Origin of the sequence: Microvirga sp. VF16 (assembly GCF_016864375.1) — a bacterium.
Classification (GTDB): domain Bacteria; phylum Pseudomonadota; class Alphaproteobacteria; order Rhizobiales; family Beijerinckiaceae; genus Microvirga.
This window is the reverse complement of sequence record NZ_CP069355.1, coordinates 1,004,939-1,024,122: the sequence shown is the minus strand read 5'-3', so window position 1 is coordinate 1,024,122 and position 19,184 is coordinate 1,004,939. Positions and strand designations below refer to the sequence as shown.

Here is a 19,184-nt window from a genome sequence, read left to right as displayed (position 1 = left end):
TCTAGTCTACTACAACAGATTGCCGACGCAGGCAACCGAGTGAACCATTGAAGGGAGATATCATGCCTCGATTTTTGCTGGTCAGCTTTGATGGGCTCCGACCAGACCTCATTGACCGGAAACTGACGCCCAATATCTGCCGATTGCAGAATGCCGGCGTGACGCTGGCGCAGCATCGGACGATCTATCCGAGTGAGACGCGATCGGCCTTTCCAAGCCTAGTGACCGGCACTACAGCGAGCCGTCACGGCATGGTAGGCAACAAATATGTCGACCGCGCCACGACCCCGCCGCGCTATATCGATACTTCCAATGCCGTGCTTTTGGATGAGTTGAACCGCGAAAGCGGCGGGCGACTGATGTCGGCCCCAACACTGGGCGAGATCCTTGCGGCGAACGGTCGAAGCCTCGCGGTGCTCGCCACGAACACGCCCGGCACAACACGTCTTTTCCACCACAAAGCGGAGCAATTTGGCCACGTCCGGCTTTCCGGTCATTTCAGGGAAGCGTGCACACCCAATGATATGCTGGCCGAGGTCGAAGCGCGTTTCGGCGTTCTCCCGCCTGTTCCTCCCAAGGGCGAGCCGGATATCGAGGCCCAGGCATTGATTACGTCCACCTTCTTGGACCTCTTATGGCCGAGGCTTAAGCCTGACGTGACGATCCTGTCCTACGGCGAGCCGGACACCTGCTCTCACCTCAACGGCACCGGTGCTTCCAAGACGCGTGAGGTCATCGCGTTCTGCGATCGCCAACTCGGACGATTGATCGACTGGTGGGAAGCAGAAGGCAAGGATGCTGGCGTCCAGATCATCATCGCTTCCGACCACGGCCACATCACCGCCCACACCCGCGTGTCCGTGGCCGACAGTTTGTGCCGTGCCGGCTTCTCGCCTGGAACTGCGCCGGATGTCGGTATCGACGTGGTCGTCGTCCCCGGCCAAGTTGGTGCACTCTATCTGTCAGAGCGGTCGCCAGTGAGATTGGCGCAGCTTGTTGAAGTTGTCACCGCACAGCCGTGGTGCGGGCCGGTGTTCACCGCTCCCAGGAACGAGGTCGAGGGTATTGCACCTGGCAGCCTCGGCACTCATCTCGTCTTCGCCGACCACGCCCGCACCCCGGATGTCTATTTTGCTTTCCGCGCAGACGACAGCGTCGACCCGTTTGGTCTCGTTGGCGGCACCTTTTACGACAATGACCGCCGGCCGGGTCTCGGCGTCCACGGCGGGCTGCATCCCAAGGAACTTGCTGCAGTGGGCATTGTGGCAGGCCCGGCGTTCCGCGGATCAGGATTCGTTTCGCTAACACCGACTAATATCTGCGACTTTGCCCCAACCATCCTTCATCTCCTTGGCATCATCCCTCCTGCCACCATGAGCGGTCGGGTTCTGTTCGAAGCGATGGACGGCGAGTGGCCGATCGTAACCGAGATCAAAACGGAAATTTTCGAGGCAACTATCGGTGGCTATTCGCAGGCCCTGCGGCGTGTGCAGGTGGGATCCACAAGTTACCTAGATGGTGGCTGGGCCGGGTCCCAGGCAGCAGTCGCCGCCAGACAGATGCAGGCGTGAGGATCCGATATGGCCAGCATTACCCTTGATCGTATCATCAAAAATTTTGGCGCGACTCCTGTGTTGCGTGACGTGTCCCTTGAGATTGCGGACGGGGAGTTTCTGACGCTGCTTGGACCATCAGGTTGCGGGAAGTCCACACTCTTGCGAATAATTGCCGGACTGGAAACGCAGGACAGCGGTTCGGTCGCAATTGGCGTGCGGGCGGTGGACGGCCTGCGGCCGAAGCAGCGCGACGTGGCGATGGTGTTCCAGTCCTACGCGCTCTATCCGCACATGACGGTTGCCGCCAACATGGCGCTGCCGCTGCGGATGCGCCGGCTCTCGGCCGTCCAGAGGCTGCCGCTGCTCGGCCGCTGGCTGCCGGGCACGAAGACAACGGCCGCGGAGATCGACGCGGAGGTCACCCGCACCGCCAAGTCCCTCGGCATCGGCCACCTGCTGGCGAGAAAGCCCGGCCAGCTCTCCGGCGGCCAGCGCCAGCGTGTTGCCGTCGGCCGCGCCATGGTGCGCCATCCGGCCGTGTTCCTGATGGACGAGCCCCTGTCCAATCTCGACGCCAAGCTCCGGGTGCAGATGCGGGCCGAGATCAAGGAGCTGCACCAGCGGCTCGGCGTCACCTTCGTCTATGTCACCCACGACCAGGCCGAGGCCATGACGCTGTCCGACCGGGTCGCGGTGATGCTCGACGGCGAGCTGCTGCAGGTTGCGCCGCCGCAGCAGATCTACACCGATCCGGACGACCGGCGGGTGGCCGAGTTCATCGGCTCGCCGAAGATCAACCTGCTCGAGGCGGTGGTGCGGGAACGAGGCCTGGTCGACGTGGCAGGCACGGTGCTCGCCGTCGACCTCACCCGGGAACCAGGATCGCCGCTCACGCTCGGCATCCGTCCGGAAGCCTTCCATCTCACTGACCACGGCGGGCCGGGGGCGCTCACCGGGGCGGTCCGGCTGGTCGAGCACATGGGCTCCGACCTGTACGTGCATCTCGATGTTCCAGGGACTGATCATCCGGTGATCGCCCGGCTGCTCACTGAGCGGGCGCCGCAGATCGCGCCCGGCCAGACGCTGCATGTCGGCATCCGGCCGGAGCGCGTGCTCCTGTTCACGCGCACTGGGCAACGGCTGCGGGGGGAAGCGGCGTCCAGCGGGGCCTCCGTCACGCCGATCCGGGAGTGGGCCCGATGAGCAAGCCTCTTGCCCTTTCCGGCCCGTCCGGCGAGCCGCCCGCGACCAGTGGCGTTCGATCATTCCCCTCCGCCGCCACCTCACCGGCCCGCCGGCGGGCCATGATGGAAGCGCTGGCGGCGTGGATGCTGGCTGGCCCGGCGCTGGTCCTGCTCGTGGGCCTGTTCTTCCTGCCGGTCTTCGCCGTCTTGGGCATCGCGCTCACCGACTGGCAGTTCGGTGCAAGCTCGCTCGCCTTCGTCGGATTCGGCAACTTCCGCGAGGTCTTCGTCGATGAGGGCTTCCGGGCCTCGCTGGTCAACACCGTCGGCTATGTCGCCCTCGTCGTGCCTGGCACCATCCTCCTCGGCTTAGGCGTCGCGCTGCTGATCGAAAGCGGCCAGTCGTGCCGCGCCTTCTACCGCGCCATCCACTTCCTGCCCTTCATGGCCACGCTGACCGCCATGGCGATCGCCTGGGAGGCGCTGCTGCATCCGACCATCGGCCTCGTCAACCAGAGCTTGGCCAGCCTCGGGATCCCGACCGCCAACTGGCTGCGTGACGAGACCACCGTGCTGCCGGTGCTGGCGGTGATCGGCATCTGGCAGAACCTCGGCTACGCCATGGTGCTGTTTCTCGCCGGGCTGAAGGCGATCCCGCAGGACCTCTATGACGCCGCCGCCATCGACGGCGCCGATCTCTGGCTCGACCGGCTGCGCACGGTCACGCTGCCGATGCTCGGACCCGTCACCATGTTCGTCTTCATCGTCGTGGCGCTGCGCGCCTTCGAGACCTTCGACACGGTGCAGATCCTCACGCAAGGCGGGCCGGGGCATGCCTCCGAGATGCTGCTCTACACCCTCTACCGCGAGAGCTTCGAATACCTGCGCACCGGCTATGGCGCCTCAGTTGCCGTGGTCTTCCTCGTCATCGTCGTCGCGCTGACGCTGATCCAGGCCCGCGTCATGGACAAGAAGGTTCACTACCAATGAGCATATCCAAACTTGCACCGCCATCCGCCATCTTCCGCCACGCAGCCCTTCTGATCACCGGCGCGCTGATCCTGATCCCCTTCGTCTGGATGGTGAGCCTGTCGATCAAGCCGCCGGGCGAGATCTTCCGCGCCTCCTTCTCGTTCTGGCCGCAGCAGTTCTACGGCATCGAGAACTACACCAAGGCGCTGACGAGTTCGCCGCTGCCGCGGTTTATGCTGAACGGCGTCATCGTCTGCGCCGCAATTCTGGCGCTGCAGATCGCCGTTTGCGCGCCGGCCGCCTATGCGCTGGCCAAGCTCAACTTTCCCAGTCGCAATCTCCTCTTCGCACTCGTGCTGATCGCGCTCCTCCTGCCGCACGAAGTGCTGGCGCTCCCGCTCTTTATCGTCGGCTATAAACTGGGGATTCTCAACACTTATGCGGCGCTGGTCTTTCCCTATGTCGTCTCGCCGTTTGGCATCTTCCTGTTCCGGCAGTTCTTCAAGACCATTCCCGACGATGTCGTGCACGCCGCCCGCCTCGACGGCTTATCGGAACTGGCGATCGTCTGGAAGATCATGGTGCCGATGGCGCTGCCGGCCACCATCGCCTTCGGGATCTTCTCGGTCGTATCCCACTGGAACAGCCTGTTCTGGCCGCTGATTGCGGTGCGCGACCCGTCCCTGATGCCGCCGCCGCTCGGCATCCTGATCTTCAAGAACGAGGAGGCCGGCAACGACTATGGCCCGCTCATGGCCGCCGCCACACTCGTGGTCGCGCCGCTCATCATCGCCTTCCTCGCCGCCCAACGCTGGTTCGTCGAAGGCCTCACAGGTGGAGCCGTGAAGTGACCTTATAGCGACCCCTTAATTGATGCGGATCGAAGCGAACGAACAGATGAACCAAGGAGCTGGTCATGGAACTTAACAGAAGAGAACTCCTCTCAGGCTTGACGGCTCTGACGCTAGTTGGAGTTGCGGGACAGCCAAGCTACGCAAAGGGCAAGGTTATCCATTTTGGAAGCGTGTCATCTGCGGCAATCAGAGGCGTCAACAATTCCGCGGAAGCCGAATTCGAAGCTCGTTTCCCGAGCGTCGATGTACAGCAAGTCCCGCAGGGCGACAATTGGGAGCCCGCCATTCAAAGTTTGCTGCGCCAGGCAATCGTCGGAGAAAAGCCCGATTTCGTTCAGCAGGCCGTGAACTACACCAAGCTTCTTACCAGCAGAAAGTTGGCGCAGCCGCTCGACAAATTCATCGAAGCGGATGGCGGATGGGAAGCTCTCGGTCTTCCTGCCGCGATGAAGGAAACCGTCTCTGTAAACGGGAATATTTACGCTATCCCATTTGCAACTACAATCCCGGTGCTGTACATCAACCGTGATCTCGTTAAGGCTGCCGGTTATGATCCAGACAACTTTCCGAATACATGGCCAGAAATATTCAAAATTTCCAAAGCCATTCACGGGCTAAGGAAGGACATCGTAGGAATCAACCTTGAATATGATGCCACCTCGGCCTGGATGTTCCAGACTTTCCTGATGGGGTATGGCGGGCGCATGATGAGCCCCGATGACTCAACGATTATGTTCGATAGCGAAGCGGGCATGAAAGCCCTCGAGCTTATCGCCGAATTTGGTCGCTCCGGTTCCGCCAATATGTCGTTTGCACAGGCAAGACAGGCGTTCAGTGCCGGCACCCTTGGCATCAATGTCCGCACCGCTTCTGGTATTCCCGGGGTCGTGAAGGAGGCCGCTGGAAACTTCGACTTCGACATCAAGCCTCTACCAGTCTTGACCGATAGCGGTGTGATTCCAGGAGCCGGTATCGGGCTGATGATGCTGACCGACGACCCCGAGAAGCAGAAGCAAGTCTGGCAGTTCTTCAAGTTCATGGCGAGCGGGGCTGGCCAGAAGATTCTGGTCGAGAACTCCGGATATATGCCCGTCAACAAGAAGGTGGTGAAAGCCGGCGGCGAACTCAGCGATTTCTTTGACGCGCATCCGTTGCAGAAAGCCTCGCTCGAACAGCTTGATCGCGTGGTCGACTGGTATGCATTCCCCGAAAATAACTCGGTCAAGATTTTCGACTCAATGATCGAAGTTCAGCGTCAGCTCATCACCGGCCAGACCACTCCAGAAAAGGCTATGGCCTATATGGTCGACGAAACAAAAAAGCTACTTCGTCGGTAACCTCATTCGGGGGAGGCGCGATTGCCCCCCGTGTCTTCAGTAGACGCGACAGTGAGAAGCGGAACAGTCTGCAATACAACTGCAGTACTGCCGTTATCTTTCAGAGAGTCAGCTGCTTCATCCTCCAGACAACGCCAATGATTAGAATCGCTAGGACGATTGACATGAATCCAATCAATATGAGTGGAAACCTGCCCCCGCACGTGCCCCATGTTTTCGACGATATCTACCGCGCCGCGATCGCCCAAGTTCTGGCTGAGGGATCCCCAAATTCTCTGATAGGCGCTCACCAATTCTGCGGTTCGGAACGCGACCGGACCGCCGGCGCGAGATTTGCGGCTCTGCGGCTCCCGGAGATTCCGCCTGCGGATCGGGTGGTTGTCGCCAATGGGACGCAAAGCATCTTGTCCATGCTTCTGTATAGCCTCGTCGGTAAAGGCGGCTGCCTTGCTATTGAAGCGTTGAGCTATCCGACGATGCACCAGTTCGCCGATATGTTCGGCTTTCGCCTGAGCGCAGTGCCGATGGACCATGAGGGGATTGAACTGGAGGCCTTCGAGGCGATCTGCCGTAAGGATGCGCCTTCCGCCTATTATGCCCTTCCCACCCTCCAGAACCCTACAACAGCAATAATGAGCGTCGAACGGCGACAAGCAATTGCTGATATCTGCCGTCGCTACAACGTCGCGATCATTGAGGACGACATCTATAGTCTCTTGCCGCGTGACATTCCCCCGCCGCTCTCGTCTTTCGCACCGGAACTTTCCTGGTACATTCTCGGCACTGCCAAATCCATGGCAGCCGCACTGAAGGTTGCCTATCTCGTTGCGCCCAAAGCAGAGGATGTACCTAAGCTGTTCTGGCCCGGGGTACGCGCGACCTACTGGATGTGCGCGCCGATTAACGCAGCCGTTGCATCCAGACTGATCGAGGGCGACGGAGCTACCCGCATTATCGATGCTGTGCGCACAGAAACGCGCGAACGACAGGCCCTTGTTTCAGCCCGCTTTACGGGTGCCGATCTCCGTACCATGCCTGAATGCCTGCATGTCTGGCTTAATCTTCCGGAAGAACGCCCGGCGGAAAAGTTCGTTGAAATGCTGGGCTCCCTGGGGGTCAATATCAGTCCCAGCGCCACCTATGCCTTTGGTGATGTCACACCGCCAAATGCGATCCGTTTCGGGACAGGCACCGCCCGTGATCGGGCCACCTTTGAACGCGGCTTGGATGCGATCACCCAAGCCTACAATTGCTGAGTAGCGGACATGGATACAACGCCAAACACGAAGATCTGGACTGACCTCGACCTGGACGCCGAAGGCAAGCAGATTGGATATTTCCGGCTGCCTCTCGCCGTACACGACCGATCCGGAGACGATGTCGGCTACAGTTTCGAGGCCATCCCCGTGGTCACCATTCGCAATGGCGAAGGCCCCGGTGTCCTGCTGATGGCAGGCAGCCATGGCAACGAATACGAAGGCCAAATCATCCTGATGAAGCTGATCCGCGAGTTGCGAGCCGAGGACGTTCGTGGCCGGATCATCATTCTTCCAGGAGCCAATGCTCCGGCCGTTCGCGCCGACCGCCGCAATTCACCTCTCGATGATGGAAACCTGAACCGCAAATTTCCCGGTGATCCGGATGGCGACCCCACCTCGATGATTGCCCATCTGATCGAAAGCGAATTGCTGACGCGCGTTGACTACGCATTCGACCTGCATTCTGGCAGTCTCAGCATCGAGTACTTACCCTGCGCAGTGGTCGCACGCCCGTCCGATCCCGATCGCATGGGCGATGCTCTCGATCTCCTTCGCGCATTCGGCATGCCAACCGGGATGATCATCGAGCATTCTACCGGCGGTAACCGCGCACTGATCGGCGCCTGCCGGCGCCAAAACGTGCAGCATCTTTCGACAGAGCTCGGCGGCGGCGGCGGCGTATCCCGCGCGGCCATCGATATCGCGGAGCATGGGGTGATGCGGCTCCTTCATCACGTCGGCGTAACGAGGAGGCCGCTGACGGAGCGGCCGCCGCTCGACTGCAGGTTGCTCAAGCGTGTTCCAAGCTGGGATTACATCTACGCCGAAACCAGCGAGCGCGGCCTGTTTGAGCCTTTTGTTGGCCTTGGCGACCGGGTCGAGGCGGGCCAGACGACTGGCCTCATTCATTTCACGACAGCGCCTTGGCGTGAGCCGCAGCCGGTGATCGCCAAATCCGGTGGCGTCATCCTGTGCCGGCGGATTCCCGCAAGGACGGGCCTCGGCGACTGCGTCTTCGTGCTTGGGAAGGATTGGACGTCATGACCAGCCGAAAATCCAACCACGACGAACGAGACCAGCGAAATTGGCCGGACTTTGATTTTGTGCCAGACGCGAACGATCCCGCGCTCGATGCCGACATGGCGGCGGCCATGGCCAAGCAGGAGGAATTGCAGCGTTGCGCCGGCGGCCCCGCTAAAACACTCGAGGACAATCGCCGGCAGCAAACGCAGCTCGCCGGATTTTGGAGCGAGGGATCGCCCGACATCGCCCATGTCGATGATCTGGAGATTCCCTCTTCCGATCGCACGATAGCGGCACGGCTATATCGCCCAGCGCAGCAGAATACTCCTGTGCTCATCTATCTTCATGGTGGCGGCTGGTGCCGGGGGTCTATCGCTTCTGACGCCTGCACGTGTCGTCATCTAGCAGAAAAGTCCGGCTTCGCGGTCCTGTCGCTGGACTATCGACTGGCACCGGAAAATCCGTATCCGGCCGCCCTTTCTGACGTGCTCACGGCAATGCAGTGGTGCCGAAAGTCAGCGGCCACGTGGAATCTCGACGCGGAACATGTCTTTTTAGGGGGAGGGTCGGCGGGCGCAAATCTTTCTCTTGCCGCCGCCCTCAAATGTCGTGACGACGGCTTGCCTGGGCCGAGCGGGCTTGTGCTGTTTTACGGCTGGTTTCAGTGCACGGACTTCGACACGCCAAGCCACCGGGCCTTTGGTGATGGCCGTTACGGCAATTCCACACAGCGGCTTCTTGGCTATGCCGCTCACTACGTCGCCAATGGTGCCCAACCCTCCGATCCGTACATCTCTCCGCTCAGAGCGGCGTCTCTCGCCGGCCTTCCGCCAATGTGGCTCGGTGTCGCTGAACTCGATGTCCTCAGGGACGAACAGCTGGCGCTTGCAGAACGTGTTACCGCAGAAGGCGGGCGGGCCCTGGTGCGCCGATACTATGGTTTGGTCCACGGCTTCGGCGGACGGACGCGAATGGTGCCCCGCGCTGTCACGGCAATTGCCGATGCCGCGAAGTTCGTCAAGGAGACAATGCTCGCCTGAACCTCTCGTAAAACCCATTCTGGGAAATGAGGCGCGTAAATGAGCCTGCTTCCCTACTTCATTCAACCCGGAGTTAATGAAATGTCCTATCGAGCCCTACGTTTCCTCCTTCCCCTGTTGGCCCTCACAGCGACCACTGCTGAGGCAGCGTCCATAAACATCCTCTATGTCAAAGGCTCATTTCCCGAGCAAATTATCGAGCCCTTCGAAAAGGCACATCCGGATATCAATCTGGTCCTTCAATCCCCGGCCACAGACTACGACGACCTTACAAAGCGTCTGCTTCAGGACAGCATTGTAGGCCGTGCACCGGACATCATCTTCCAAGGATACAATCGCTCCAGGTTGACGGTGCAGCGCGGTCTGCCAATCCCACTTGAACCGGTTCTTGCAGGAGACACTGACTGGATTCAGCAAAACTACAAACCGACCTCGAATGACCTCTGCCGACATGACGGTAAATCATACGGTCTCCCTTTTGTCGTATCGGTCCCGATCATCTACTATAACCCGGACTTGGTGAAAGCCGCGGGGGGAGACCCGGACCATTTCCCTGACACATGGGAAAAGATCGCCGAACTTGCAGGGAAAATCACCGCCACCGGCAACAACCGGATCGGCGGGTTCTTCGACTATACGTCGGCCGGCAACTGGACCTTCATGGCTTTGGTCAATGCCCAGGGCGGGCACATGATGTCGGCCGATGATCGAAAGATTGAGTTCGACGGCGCGGAAGGCAAACGAGCTCTCAAAGTCATCCAGATGTTCGGCAAGGCTGGTCAGGTCGATATGCCGCGCACGCAAGCTTCCCAGGGCTTTTCTGCCGGTTCCGTCGGGATACTCGTGACGTCGAGCGGCTTCCTGAAGAATTTGATGAAGCAGGCCAACTTCCAGGTGCGGACGGCGCCGTTTCCGGTCTCCGAAAACGGCCGCCTCCCCGCAGGTGGCAATTGCATGATGTTGCTCAGCAAGGATCCGGAACGGCAAGAAGCGGCCTTGGCGTTCATGAAATACATGGCGAGCCCGCAGGTGCAGGCGGAAGTATTCGAAGCAACAGGTTACTTGCCGGGCAATCGATTGGGCGCCGCTGGTCCCCTCAAAGAGGCTAAACCCGACGACCCGAGGCTCGTCTCCGTGAACGCTTCGGCTCGAGCTGCGGAATGGTACTCATTCCCCGGCGAGAACGCGTTGCGGATTACTGAAGTGATCAAGTCAATTCTTCAGGATGTCGTAACTCAGCGTCTGCCCCCGGAGGAGGCTCTCCCGAAGATGCAACGCGATGTTCAGAATCTCCTGCCGAGGTGATTGAAATGACGGAAGGTCCTTTCCTACAGGTGCGTTTCCTGGGTGTCGCGGCCTACGAAATGATTACTCAAGACGGCCGTCGGGTGCTGCTCGATCCATTTTTGACCGGCAATCCGGCGTGCCCTGTCGTACCCGAGGAATTCGATCGGGTCGATCTCATCATGGTGACCCATGCCGCCAAGGACCATCTTGGCGACACGGCCCGGATTGCGCTCAAGTCCGGAGCCCCCGTGATTTGCGGGGGCGAGGTTCGCGCATATCTTGAAGCCCATGGAGTTCCGGCATCGCAGATCCGCGTGACAGCATGGGGTATGCGACTGGAGGTCGCCGGTTTCGAAGTGCAAACCCTCGAATGCCGCCATTGCTCTTTTACAACCCTGCCCGACGGCTCCTTTGTCTCTGGCATTCCATTGGCCTTTCTCCTCGACCTGAATGAAAACATCCGGTGGTATCATCCGGGCGACACATCCCTGTTCTATGAGATGAAATTGCAGGGCAAGTTGTACCGTCCGACGATCGGATCCCTCGGGATCGCGAACCCGGCAGGTATACCTTCCAACGCTCCCGGCAAAAAACTCACGACAGACCTTTCTCCCCGCGAAGGAGTCCTTGCGGCTCAATGGTTGGGGTTGAACACCGTTTTGCCGTGTCATTACACAAGCCTGGACGATGAATTGGTGCGGGCATTCATGCGTTGCGTGGACGACGCCAGGGTAAAAGGGGAGACCGTACCCGAGGTTCTGCTCCTCGAGCCTGGCGAGTGGCTCCGCATCGCAGCTGACGGTTCGATGCATTCCTGTCTGACCACACCCACTTCAATCGATATTTAGAAAGCACCAACGGACGACGCCATGGTTTCCCAATCTGAACTGCAACAACTGTTTCCCAGAGAGCATCGACACGATTGCTTAGGTATTCCTGTCCTCTCTTATGCTCGCCTCGGCGATCCGATGAAGCCACTCGTTGTCTTCCTGACCGGCGGGGGGGTGCTCGCTCGTATTGTTTATGGTCATCCACAAGGCCGTAGAAGCGACTTTCTTGACTACTGGCTCGAGGAGCAGGGATGGGGTCTACTCACCGCGAGTTATCCTGGGGATCACCCAGTGTTTCCCGCACCAAAGCCAGACCTCAAGCTGGAGGAATGGGCATCGGCGCTCGCGGAGCTTGTTGCGGAGGCAGTCGGCGAAGCTGGCAGGCGTCCAATTATCGCCTGTGGCTGGAGCATGGGCGGCAAGCTGGTTTTCGCCCTCACCCACGCGTTGCACCGTCGCAACCACGCGCTCGAATGTTTCGTCTCGCTCAGCGCAACTCCACCTTTTCCGCGCCTCGACGGCGTGGGGAAGCCACCCGAGAGCCTTCTGGCGAATGGGCTCTGGAATCTTTCGGTTGGAACCCGGGATGGGTCCACGCGAGACGAGCGCTGGCTGGAAGAGCTTCGCGCGATTGCGGAAGTGGAAGGGCAAACCATCATCGAGCCGGAAGTCTTCCGGGATCTTTATCGCACGAACGCCCCCCCGAGACTGTGGGGGCCCGAGCTTGACCCGTATTTCGATGGCGAGCCGCCGCAAGACCTTTCTCATGCGCTTCGCGTGGCACGCGTCTTTTCGGGCGACGACTATCCGATATGCGCGGCAATCATTCCAGTGGATGCGCGGGACTATATACACGCATTCTCGGATGAGGTGGTCTGGGGAAGCATCACGGTCAAGGGCCTTTTACACAACGTCCTGCCCAAGTTAGCGCCGTTGCGTCTCTCTGCCCATGATTGGGTACGGCTGCGCGACTGCGTTGTCGGTGCTCCGCGGCGGCTGACCAGACATTTGCCAGGGGGGCATTACTTCTTTCTCGGAGCCCGCGGCGCGAGAGCCACTGTGGCTCATCTCGTCGAGCTTCGTGACGAGGTGCAACGCCTTGAAGCCTTTTTCGGCGCGCTCAGGTGCTCCAGGAGTTCCCCATGAAAGTTCCCAGCGACTTCGATCCAATCGAACTCGAAATTCTGTGGAACCGTCTGGTTTCGGTGGTAGATGAGGCGGCCGTCGCGTTTCTTCGGACCGCTTTCTCCACGGTCGTGCGCGAGTCCAACGCCTTCACGGTCGTTCTCATGGATCCCACGGGAGCAAACATCGCTGATACCAATGTCGGCACTCCCTCGTTCGTCGGTATTCTTCCAAGAACCCTCCAGGCCTGCCTTGCGGAAATACCGCTCGATGAGTGGGAGCCTGGCGACTGCACCGTTACCAACGACCCTTGGTTGACGGCTGGGCATCTTATCGACCTGGCCATGCTCGCCCCCATCTTCCACGGCGATCGTCTGGTCGGATTTTCGGGCTCCATGGCCCATCTTCCCGATATCGGCGGCGCACTTTTCTCGGCTGATTGCCGGGAAGTCTTCGAAGAGGGGATACGGATCCCCCCGACCAAGCTCCAGCAAGTACTGGGTGATTTTTACACTCAAGTGGCCGCCCATGCGGTCTATGCGCGGAAGCTCTCTGAATTTCTCGAGGTTTCCGGCTTTCAAGATCTTTCATTCGTATCCGCGGCTTTGCAGGACCGCGCCGACAAGGCTACGCGATCGGCCATTGAGGCGATCCCGGACGGCACAAACCGCTCCTCTGCCATCCGTTTCGCGAGCTCCATGTCGAGTATCACTGGTCCTTAACGTCGGCGATATTACCGTTCGTCCCCTAATTGGTCCTTTGGTGCATAGCAGGCTCATCGCATTCCGTTGTTAGCGATTAAATTCTTAATTGAGACGTACAGATGAGCCTTCACACGTGACCGTTCCAGCCCACTCGGCAACCAAAGATGTCTGGCCCTTTATACAAGTGTCGAGCCGGCGTCTGCTTGTCCGTAGCTCGTCGACCAAGTACTCGCGAGATCGAAACAGCGCTGCAACGAAGTGTATAATTCTGCGCGTTGCAATGATGGTGGTCAATGACCGTCCATTTATGGCATCATCCAAGCGCCCCCGTTCACCCCTATGGATTGACCGGTTATGAAGGAAGCATCTGGACCTAGAAAAAAGCCCACCACCCGCGCGACATCGTCCGGCTGACCAATACGTCCCATTGGTATGTTTTGAATGGCTTCGCAAATGTCATCCTCACTCATTGCGATGCGGGGCTGAGCGGTATCCGACAAGCCGGGATTCACGCAGTTCACGCGCACCGTCGGTGCGAGTTCTAACGCGAGGGTCTTGGTAAAAGAAACTACTCCCGCCTTCGACGCTGCGTAATGCGCACCTTGTGGATGCCCACGGAAGGCGGCAGTGGAACCAACATTTACTATCGCCCCACGACCCGCGCGCAGCATGCCCGGCGCGAGCATCCTTGCGGTTAGGTAGTAACCCAACAGGTTGACCCGTAGAACTTTTTCCCACAACTCCGTGGTGCTATTAAGGACTGAAATACGAGGAAAGATACCAGCGTTGTTAACAAGGCCGAAAACATCGCCTAACTCTGCCGAGATAGCTTCTACAGCAGTGTGAATCTGTTTCTCTTCACCTATATCAACAACGCGTGTGAGGACTCGCGCCCCCCGCGCGCGGCAATCCTCTGCGGTTTTCTCTAGAGGGCTAGCCAGGACATCCCACAGAATAAGTCCGGCACACCTTCCGGCTAGATGAAGCGCGATGCCTCGTCCCAAACCTTGAGCGGCTCCGGTTACGACCACGGCGTCAGTAGATAGTAACGAACTCCGGCTCACCATTTCCACGAAATCACCTGAAGATTTTTGCGAGTCTGGCCTGTCACTCGCGGTTCAAGTTCGATCTTGCGTACCGGTCGATACGGTTGCATTTTTTCTCCAAGTAGCCGCGCGCACAACATTGGGCATTGACCAACCAGGCTTCGGCGGCCTGTTTGAGCGGACGACTTGCCAGTGGCGTACGATAGATTACATAGCGGACTTGCGGGCCCGGCTGCGGACGCGCATTCGGGACTGGCTGGAACTGCAATCCTGCGACTTCGGCGCACCTCATTTGACGGCTCCACCTGTGAGGCCTTCGACGAACCAGCGTTGGGCGGCGAGGAAGGCGATGATGAGCGGCGCGACCACGAGTGTGGCGGCGGCCATGAGCGGGCCATAGTCGTTGCCGGCCTCCTCGTTCTTGAAGATCAGGATGCCGAGCGGCGGCGGCATCAGGGACGGGTCGCGCACCGCAATCAGCGGCCAGAACAGGCTGTTCCAGTGGGATACGACCGAGAAGATCCCGAAGGCGATGGTGGCCGGCAGCGCCATCGGCACCATGATCTTCCAGACGATCGCCAGTTCCGATAAGCCGTCGAGGCGGGCGGCGTGCACGACATCGTCGGGAATGGTCTTGAAGAACTGCCGGAACAGGAAGATGCCAAACGGCGAGACGACATAGGGAAAGACCAGCGCCGCATAAGTGTTGAGAATCCCCAGTTTATAGCCGACGATAAAGAGCGGGAGCGCCAGCACTTCGTGCGGCAGGAGGAGCGCGATCAGCACGAGTGCGAAGAGGAGATTGCGACTGGGAAAGTTGAGCTTGGCCAGCGCATAGGCGGCCGGCGCGCAAACGGCGATCTGCAGCGCCAGAATTGCGGCGCAGACGATGACGCCGTTCAGCATAAACCGCGGCAGCGGCGAACTCGTCAGCGCCTTGGTGTAGTTCTCGATGCCGTAGAACTGCTGCGGCCAGAACGAGAAGGAGGCGCGGAAGATCTCGCCCGGCGGCTTGATCGACAGGCTCACCATCCAGACGAAGGGGATCAGGATCAGCGCGCCGGTGATCAGAAGGGCTGCGTGGCGGAAGATGGCGGATGGCGGTGCAAGTTTGGATATGCTCATTGGTAGTGAACCTTCTTGTCCATGACGCGGGCCTGGATCAGCGTCAGCGCGACGACGATGACGAGGAAGACCACGGCAACTGAGGCGCCATAGCCGGTGCGCAGGTATTCGAAGCTCTCGCGGTAGAGGGTGTAGAGCAGCATCTCGGAGGCATGCCCCGGCCCGCCTTGCGTGAGGATCTGCACCGTGTCGAAGGTCTCGAAGGCGCGCAGCGCCACGACGATGAAGACGAACATGGTGACGGGTCCGAGCATCGGCAGCGTGACCGTGCGCAGCCGGTCGAGCCAGAGATCGGCGCCGTCGATGGCGGCGGCGTCATAGAGGTCCTGCGGGATCGCCTTCAGCCCGGCGAGAAACAGCACCATGGCGTAGCCGAGGTTCTGCCAGATGCCGATCACCGCCAGCACCGGCAGCACGGTGGTCTCGTCACGCAGCCAGTTGGCGGTCGGGATCCCGAGGCTGGCCAAGCTCTGGTTGACGAGGCCGATGGTCGGATGCAGCAGCGCCTCCCAGGCGATCGCCATGGCGGTCAGCGTGGCCATGAAGGGCAGGAAGTGGATGGCGCGGTAGAAGGCGCGGCACGACTGGCCGCTTTCGATCAGCAGCGCGACGCCTAAGCCGAGGAGGATGGTGCCAGGCACGACGAGGGCGACATAGCCGACGGTGTTGACCAGCGAGGCCCGGAAGCCCTCATCGACGAAGACCTCGCGGAAGTTGCCGAATCCGACGAAGGCGAGCGAGCTTGCACCGAACTGCCAGTCGGTGAGCGCGATGCCCAAGACGGCGAAGACCGGCAGGAAGAACAGGCCCACGAGCAGGACCAGCGCCGGGCCAGCCAGCATCCACGCCGCCAGCGCTTCCATCATGGCCCGCCGGCGGGCCGGTGAGGTGGCGGCGGAGGGGAATGATCGAACGCCACTGGTCGCGGGCGGCTCGCCGGACGGGCCGGAAAGGGCAAGAGGCTTGCTCATCGGGCCCACTCCCGGATCGGCGTGACGGAGGCCCCGCTGGACGCCGCTTCCCCCCGCAGCCGTTGCCCAGTGCGCGTGAACAGGAGCACGCGCTCCGGCCGGATGCCGACATGCAGCGTCTGGCCGGGCGCGATCTGCGGCGCCCGCTCAGTGAGCAGCCGGGCGATCACCGGATGATCAGTCCCTGGAACATCGAGATGCACGTACAGGTCGGAGCCCATGTGCTCGACCAGCCGGACCGCCCCGGTGAGCGCCCCCGGCCCGCCGTGGTCAGTGAGATGGAAGGCTTCCGGACGGATGCCGAGCGTGAGCGGCGATCCTGGTTCCCGGGTGAGGTCGACGGCGAGCACCGTGCCTGCCACGTCGACCAGGCCTCGTTCCCGCACCACCGCCTCGAGCAGGTTGATCTTCGGCGAGCCGATGAACTCGGCCACCCGCCGGTCGTCCGGATCGGTGTAGATCTGCTGCGGCGGCGCAACCTGCAGCAGCTCGCCGTCGAGCATCACCGCGACCCGGTCGGACAGCGTCATGGCCTCGGCCTGGTCGTGGGTGACATAGACGAAGGTGACGCCGAGCCGCTGGTGCAGCTCCTTGATCTCGGCCCGCATCTGCACCCGGAGCTTGGCGTCGAGATTGGACAGGGGCTCGTCCATCAGGAACACGGCCGGATGGCGCACCATGGCGCGGCCGACGGCAACACGCTGGCGCTGGCCGCCGGAGAGCTGGCCGGGCTTTCTCGCCAGCAGGTGGCCGATGCCGAGGGACTTGGCGGTGCGGGTGACCTCCGCGTCGATCTCCGCGGCCGTTGTCTTCGTGCCCGGCAGCCAGCGGCCGAGCAGCGGCAGCCTCTGGACGGCCGAGAGCCGGCGCATCCGCAGCGGCAGCGCCATGTTGGCGGCAACCGTCATGTGCGGATAGAGCGCGTAGGACTGGAACACCATCGCCACGTCGCGCTGCTTCGGCCGCAGGCCGTCCACCGCCCGCACGCCAATTGCGACCGAACCGCTGTCCTGCGTTTCCAGTCCGGCAATTATTCGCAAGAGTGTGGACTTCCCGCAACCTGATGGTCCAAGCAGCGTCAGAAACTCCCCGTCCGCAATCTCAAGGGACACGTCACGCAACACAGGAGTCGCGCCAAACGACTTTGCAACTTGTTTGATCGAGAGCGACTCCATCATTGCGGATCCTTCGATTTGGACCAAAGCGTCTGCATCCGATTGTCGAAATCGGAGCGGCTCATGGGAGCGCGCCAACGCGCTTCTTGGGCTCTCACTGGCACCGACCAACGCATGGGTTCGCGACCAAACACCTCAAGCGCGATAGTTTGAGTAGTGAGGTCAAGTATCGCCCAGGCTTCCGATGCCTCTCCCGAATGTTCGAACGTATCCGTGAGCGACGGAATCGTCCGATAGTGAATCCCGCCGATGGTGGAGCATGCGTGCCAATGGGTATGGCCGGACAGAACCAGGACAACTTTGCCGCTCTGCTCAAGCAGAGCCCGAGCTGCACGACCGTTCGTGTAAGTTGCGAGGTCCTTATGATTTTCAAAGTAATAGTTCCCAACCATCGAATGGTCGTCAATGGGGGCATGCACAAACAGTACAGCAGGGAACTTGGCCTTGCTTAGAGCATCATCGAGCCAAGCAAGATCGTCATCAGACAGAATAAGCCCCTTGGTTAGCGACAGCTCGCAGTCGGGTCGCCAAAATATCAAGCTCCAGCCACTGGCGTCTCTGATCTCGGAGTCCAGTGTACAATCCAATATTCGAGCAGTTTCGCTTCGTCCAAGGAACTTCAGCTCGTTGTTCCCAAAGACGGAAACAACTGGCGCCGCAGATCTCGAAAAGATCTTCGCAACCCTCTGTAAATACCTCCGGTCTTCATCAGCGCTAGCAGCGTTTATGTTGTCTCCGAGCGAAACTATAAGCTCAACCGACCGCGCATTGGCTTCGCTCACAAAATTCTCGAGAAGCTGGGGAGCCTGTTCGCTTTGAATGTTCGAGCGCGTCTCTCCAGCATGAATGTCGGCAATGACGGCAATACGTAACACAGACATGGTGATGGTCCTTTACTGTGAGTGAGATGTCGCTGCCCTTGAACCGATCGCGCAACTGGTGACAGAACCTATCTCAGGACAAGAAAAGCGGAATTTCTCGCAGGTCATAGACGATTGCATGCGCTCCGGCGTTGAGCAGCCTGTTTTGATGATCAGAGCTTCGTCTTTCCGGCCGGCAATAGCCGATTACCGACATGCCGGCTTTTACTGCTGCCTCGACGCCCGTAGCGCTATCTTCAATCACGAGACAACTTGAGGGTGCGACTGCCATGCGTTGGGCAGCAAAAAGAAAAAGATCAGGAGCAGGCTTGCCTCTTTGCACGTCGGCCGCACTGAAGATGGCTGGGTAGAAAAGCTCGAATGCGTCAATCGCCAGCAATCCGGTATACAGAAGCGCCGGTGCGCTATTTGACGCGACACACATTCGCCTCTGTTTGGAAACATTCCTCAACGCATCGAGAGCGCCTGGCATTGGTTGCAGATCCGCCATGTATCGAGTGACCACGCCCCTATGAACGTTTCGGAGAAAATCGCGTGGGAGTGCCACACCAAGTACTTGTTCCAATCCTGCTAGCAAAGCGCGATCGGCAGCACCTGGAAATCGCTCAAACAGCTTGTGAGGCTCGATTTCCAGACCCAGGTCACGGAGATAATGGCAGTACACGGTAGCGGCGAGATATTCTGAATCGATCAGCACGCCGTCGCAGTCCCATACAATCAGTTCGGGGTTACTGGGCAAATTTTGGAATGGTTTGGGTGTCGTGGAATTGCATTTACTCATCAGCTTGCGCTCGCACTCTCCATCGACCGAATTC

General features: G+C 60.0%; 18 protein-coding genes. 12 read left to right on the top strand and 6 right to left on the bottom strand.

Annotated features, from left to right (window positions below; genetic code table 11):
• Positions 1-62 precede the first annotated feature (62 nt).
• The 12 genes from JO965_RS30285 (at position 63) to JO965_RS30230 (ending at position 13,189) form a co-directional block, all read left to right on the top strand.
• Complete coding sequence (locus JO965_RS30285; RefSeq protein ID WP_203444602.1) at positions 63-1,571, top strand: alkaline phosphatase family protein; 1,509 nt, start codon at positions 63-65, stop codon at positions 1,569-1,571.
• 9 nt (positions 1,572-1,580) lie between these two features.
• Positions 1,581-2,759 carry an ABC transporter ATP-binding protein gene (locus tag JO965_RS30280; protein WP_203444601.1) on the top strand — a complete coding sequence of 393 codons (1,179 nt, stop codon included), beginning with the start codon at positions 1,581-1,583 and terminating at the stop codon, positions 2,757-2,759.
• A gap of 101 nt (positions 2,760-2,860) precedes the next feature.
• Positions 2,861-3,730, top strand: coding sequence for a carbohydrate ABC transporter permease (locus JO965_RS30275; protein ID WP_203445557.1), 870 nt, complete (start codon positions 2,861-2,863; stop codon positions 3,728-3,730).
• Positions 3,727-4,563, top strand: coding sequence for a carbohydrate ABC transporter permease (locus tag JO965_RS30270; protein ID WP_203444591.1), 837 nt, complete (start codon positions 3,727-3,729; stop codon positions 4,561-4,563). The genes JO965_RS30275 and JO965_RS30270 overlap by 4 nt, the downstream gene beginning before the upstream one ends.
• A 65-nt stretch (positions 4,564-4,628) precedes the next feature.
• Positions 4,629-5,903: an extracellular solute-binding protein gene (locus tag JO965_RS30265; protein ID WP_203444600.1), complete on the top strand. Its 1,275-nt coding sequence runs from the start codon at positions 4,629-4,631 to the stop codon at positions 5,901-5,903.
• Positions 5,904-6,067: 164 nt separating this feature from the next.
• Positions 6,068-7,159, top strand: a complete 1,092-nt coding sequence (locus tag JO965_RS30260; RefSeq protein WP_203444599.1) for a PLP-dependent aminotransferase family protein — start codon at positions 6,068-6,070, stop codon at positions 7,157-7,159.
• Positions 7,160-7,168: 9 nt separating this feature from the next.
• Positions 7,169-8,206 (top strand): succinylglutamate desuccinylase/aspartoacylase family protein, encoded by a 1,038-nt coding sequence (locus JO965_RS30255; RefSeq protein ID WP_203444598.1) that lies wholly within the window; start codon positions 7,169-7,171, stop codon positions 8,204-8,206.
• A complete protein-coding gene (locus JO965_RS30250) occupies positions 8,203-9,225 on the top strand; it encodes an alpha/beta hydrolase (protein WP_203444597.1) in 1,023 nt (340 codons plus the stop codon). Before JO965_RS30255 ends, JO965_RS30250 begins: the two co-directional genes overlap by 4 nt.
• A 39-nt stretch (positions 9,226-9,264) precedes the next feature.
• Positions 9,265-10,530, top strand: coding sequence for an ABC transporter substrate-binding protein (locus JO965_RS30245; protein ID WP_203444596.1), 1,266 nt, complete (start codon positions 9,265-9,267; stop codon positions 10,528-10,530).
• 5 nt (positions 10,531-10,535) lie between these two features.
• Positions 10,536-11,360: an MBL fold metallo-hydrolase gene (locus JO965_RS30240; RefSeq protein ID WP_203444595.1), complete on the top strand. Its 825-nt coding sequence runs from the start codon at positions 10,536-10,538 to the stop codon at positions 11,358-11,360.
• A gap of 120 nt (positions 11,361-11,480) precedes the next feature.
• Complete coding sequence (locus JO965_RS30235; protein WP_203444594.1) at positions 11,481-12,488, top strand: hypothetical protein; 1,008 nt, start codon at positions 11,481-11,483, stop codon at positions 12,486-12,488.
• Positions 12,467-13,189, top strand: coding sequence for a hydantoinase B/oxoprolinase family protein (locus JO965_RS30230; protein WP_203444593.1), 723 nt, complete (start codon positions 12,467-12,469; stop codon positions 13,187-13,189). The genes JO965_RS30235 and JO965_RS30230 overlap by 22 nt, the downstream gene beginning before the upstream one ends.
• A 287-nt stretch (positions 13,190-13,476) precedes the next feature.
• On the opposite strand, the gene JO965_RS30225 is transcribed toward JO965_RS30230, so the two are convergent.
• The 6 genes from JO965_RS30225 to JO965_RS30200 form a co-directional block, all read right to left on the bottom strand.
• Positions 13,477-14,238, bottom strand: a complete 762-nt coding sequence (locus JO965_RS30225; protein ID WP_246777063.1) for an SDR family NAD(P)-dependent oxidoreductase — start codon at positions 14,236-14,238, stop codon at positions 13,477-13,479.
• Positions 14,239-14,505: 267 nt separating this feature from the next.
• Positions 14,506-15,342 carry a carbohydrate ABC transporter permease gene (locus JO965_RS30220; protein WP_203444591.1) on the bottom strand — a complete coding sequence of 279 codons (837 nt, stop codon included), beginning with the start codon at positions 15,340-15,342 and terminating at the stop codon, positions 14,506-14,508.
• Positions 15,339-16,208, bottom strand: a complete 870-nt coding sequence (locus tag JO965_RS30215) for a carbohydrate ABC transporter permease (RefSeq protein ID WP_203445557.1) — start codon at positions 16,206-16,208, stop codon at positions 15,339-15,341. Before JO965_RS30215 ends, JO965_RS30220 begins: the two co-directional genes overlap by 4 nt.
• A 101-nt stretch (positions 16,209-16,309) precedes the next feature.
• Positions 16,310-17,488 (bottom strand): ABC transporter ATP-binding protein, encoded by a 1,179-nt coding sequence (locus JO965_RS30210; RefSeq protein WP_203445556.1) that lies wholly within the window; start codon positions 17,486-17,488, stop codon positions 16,310-16,312.
• Entirely contained in the window at positions 17,488-18,369 is an 882-nt protein-coding gene (locus tag JO965_RS30205; RefSeq protein ID WP_203444590.1) for a metallophosphoesterase, read from the bottom strand. Before JO965_RS30205 ends, JO965_RS30210 begins: the two co-directional genes overlap by 1 nt.
• A gap of 73 nt (positions 18,370-18,442) precedes the next feature.
• Complete coding sequence (locus JO965_RS30200) at positions 18,443-19,150, bottom strand: HAD family phosphatase (protein ID WP_203444589.1); 708 nt, start codon at positions 19,148-19,150, stop codon at positions 18,443-18,445.
• Between the last annotated feature and the right edge of the window lie 34 nt (positions 19,151-19,184).

Excerpts from the sequence above, each read along its gene's own strand:
- JO965_RS30275 (WP_203445557.1), top strand. The coding sequence starts at position 2,861 with ATGATGGAAGCGCTGGCGGCGTGGATGCTGGCTGGCCCGGCGCTGGTC.
- JO965_RS30255 (WP_203444598.1), top strand. The coding sequence starts at position 7,169 with ATGGATACAACGCCAAACACGAAGATCTGGACTGACCTCGACCTGGAC.
- JO965_RS30210 (WP_203445556.1), bottom strand. The coding sequence starts at position 17,488 with ATGGAGTCGCTCTCGATCAAACAAGTTGCAAAGTCGTTTGGCGCGACT.
- JO965_RS30245 (WP_203444596.1), top strand. The coding sequence starts at position 9,265 with ATGAGCCTGCTTCCCTACTTCATTCAACCCGGAGTTAATGAAATGTCC.
- JO965_RS30240 (WP_203444595.1), top strand. The coding sequence starts at position 10,536 with ATGACGGAAGGTCCTTTCCTACAGGTGCGTTTCCTGGGTGTCGCGGCC.
- JO965_RS30215 (WP_203445557.1), bottom strand. The coding sequence starts at position 16,208 with ATGATGGAAGCGCTGGCGGCGTGGATGCTGGCTGGCCCGGCGCTGGTC.
- JO965_RS30205 (WP_203444590.1), bottom strand. The coding sequence starts at position 18,369 with ATGTCTGTGTTACGTATTGCCGTCATTGCCGACATTCATGCTGGAGAG.
- JO965_RS30200 (WP_203444589.1), bottom strand. The coding sequence starts at position 19,150 with ATGAGTAAATGCAATTCCACGACACCCAAACCATTCCAAAATTTGCCC.
- JO965_RS30225 (WP_246777063.1), bottom strand. The coding sequence starts at position 14,238 with ATGGTGAGCCGGAGTTCGTTACTATCTACTGACGCCGTGGTCGTAACC.
- JO965_RS30235 (WP_203444594.1), top strand. The coding sequence starts at position 11,481 with ATGAAGCCACTCGTTGTCTTCCTGACCGGCGGGGGGGTGCTCGCTCGT.
- JO965_RS30250 (WP_203444597.1), top strand. The coding sequence starts at position 8,203 with ATGACCAGCCGAAAATCCAACCACGACGAACGAGACCAGCGAAATTGG.
- JO965_RS30260 (WP_203444599.1), top strand. The coding sequence starts at position 6,068 with ATGAATCCAATCAATATGAGTGGAAACCTGCCCCCGCACGTGCCCCAT.
- JO965_RS30270 (WP_203444591.1), top strand. The coding sequence starts at position 3,727 with ATGAGCATATCCAAACTTGCACCGCCATCCGCCATCTTCCGCCACGCA.
- JO965_RS30280 (WP_203444601.1), top strand. The coding sequence starts at position 1,581 with ATGGCCAGCATTACCCTTGATCGTATCATCAAAAATTTTGGCGCGACT.
- JO965_RS30285 (WP_203444602.1), top strand. The coding sequence starts at position 63 with ATGCCTCGATTTTTGCTGGTCAGCTTTGATGGGCTCCGACCAGACCTC.
- JO965_RS30265 (WP_203444600.1), top strand. The coding sequence starts at position 4,629 with ATGGAACTTAACAGAAGAGAACTCCTCTCAGGCTTGACGGCTCTGACG.
- JO965_RS30220 (WP_203444591.1), bottom strand. The coding sequence starts at position 15,342 with ATGAGCATATCCAAACTTGCACCGCCATCCGCCATCTTCCGCCACGCA.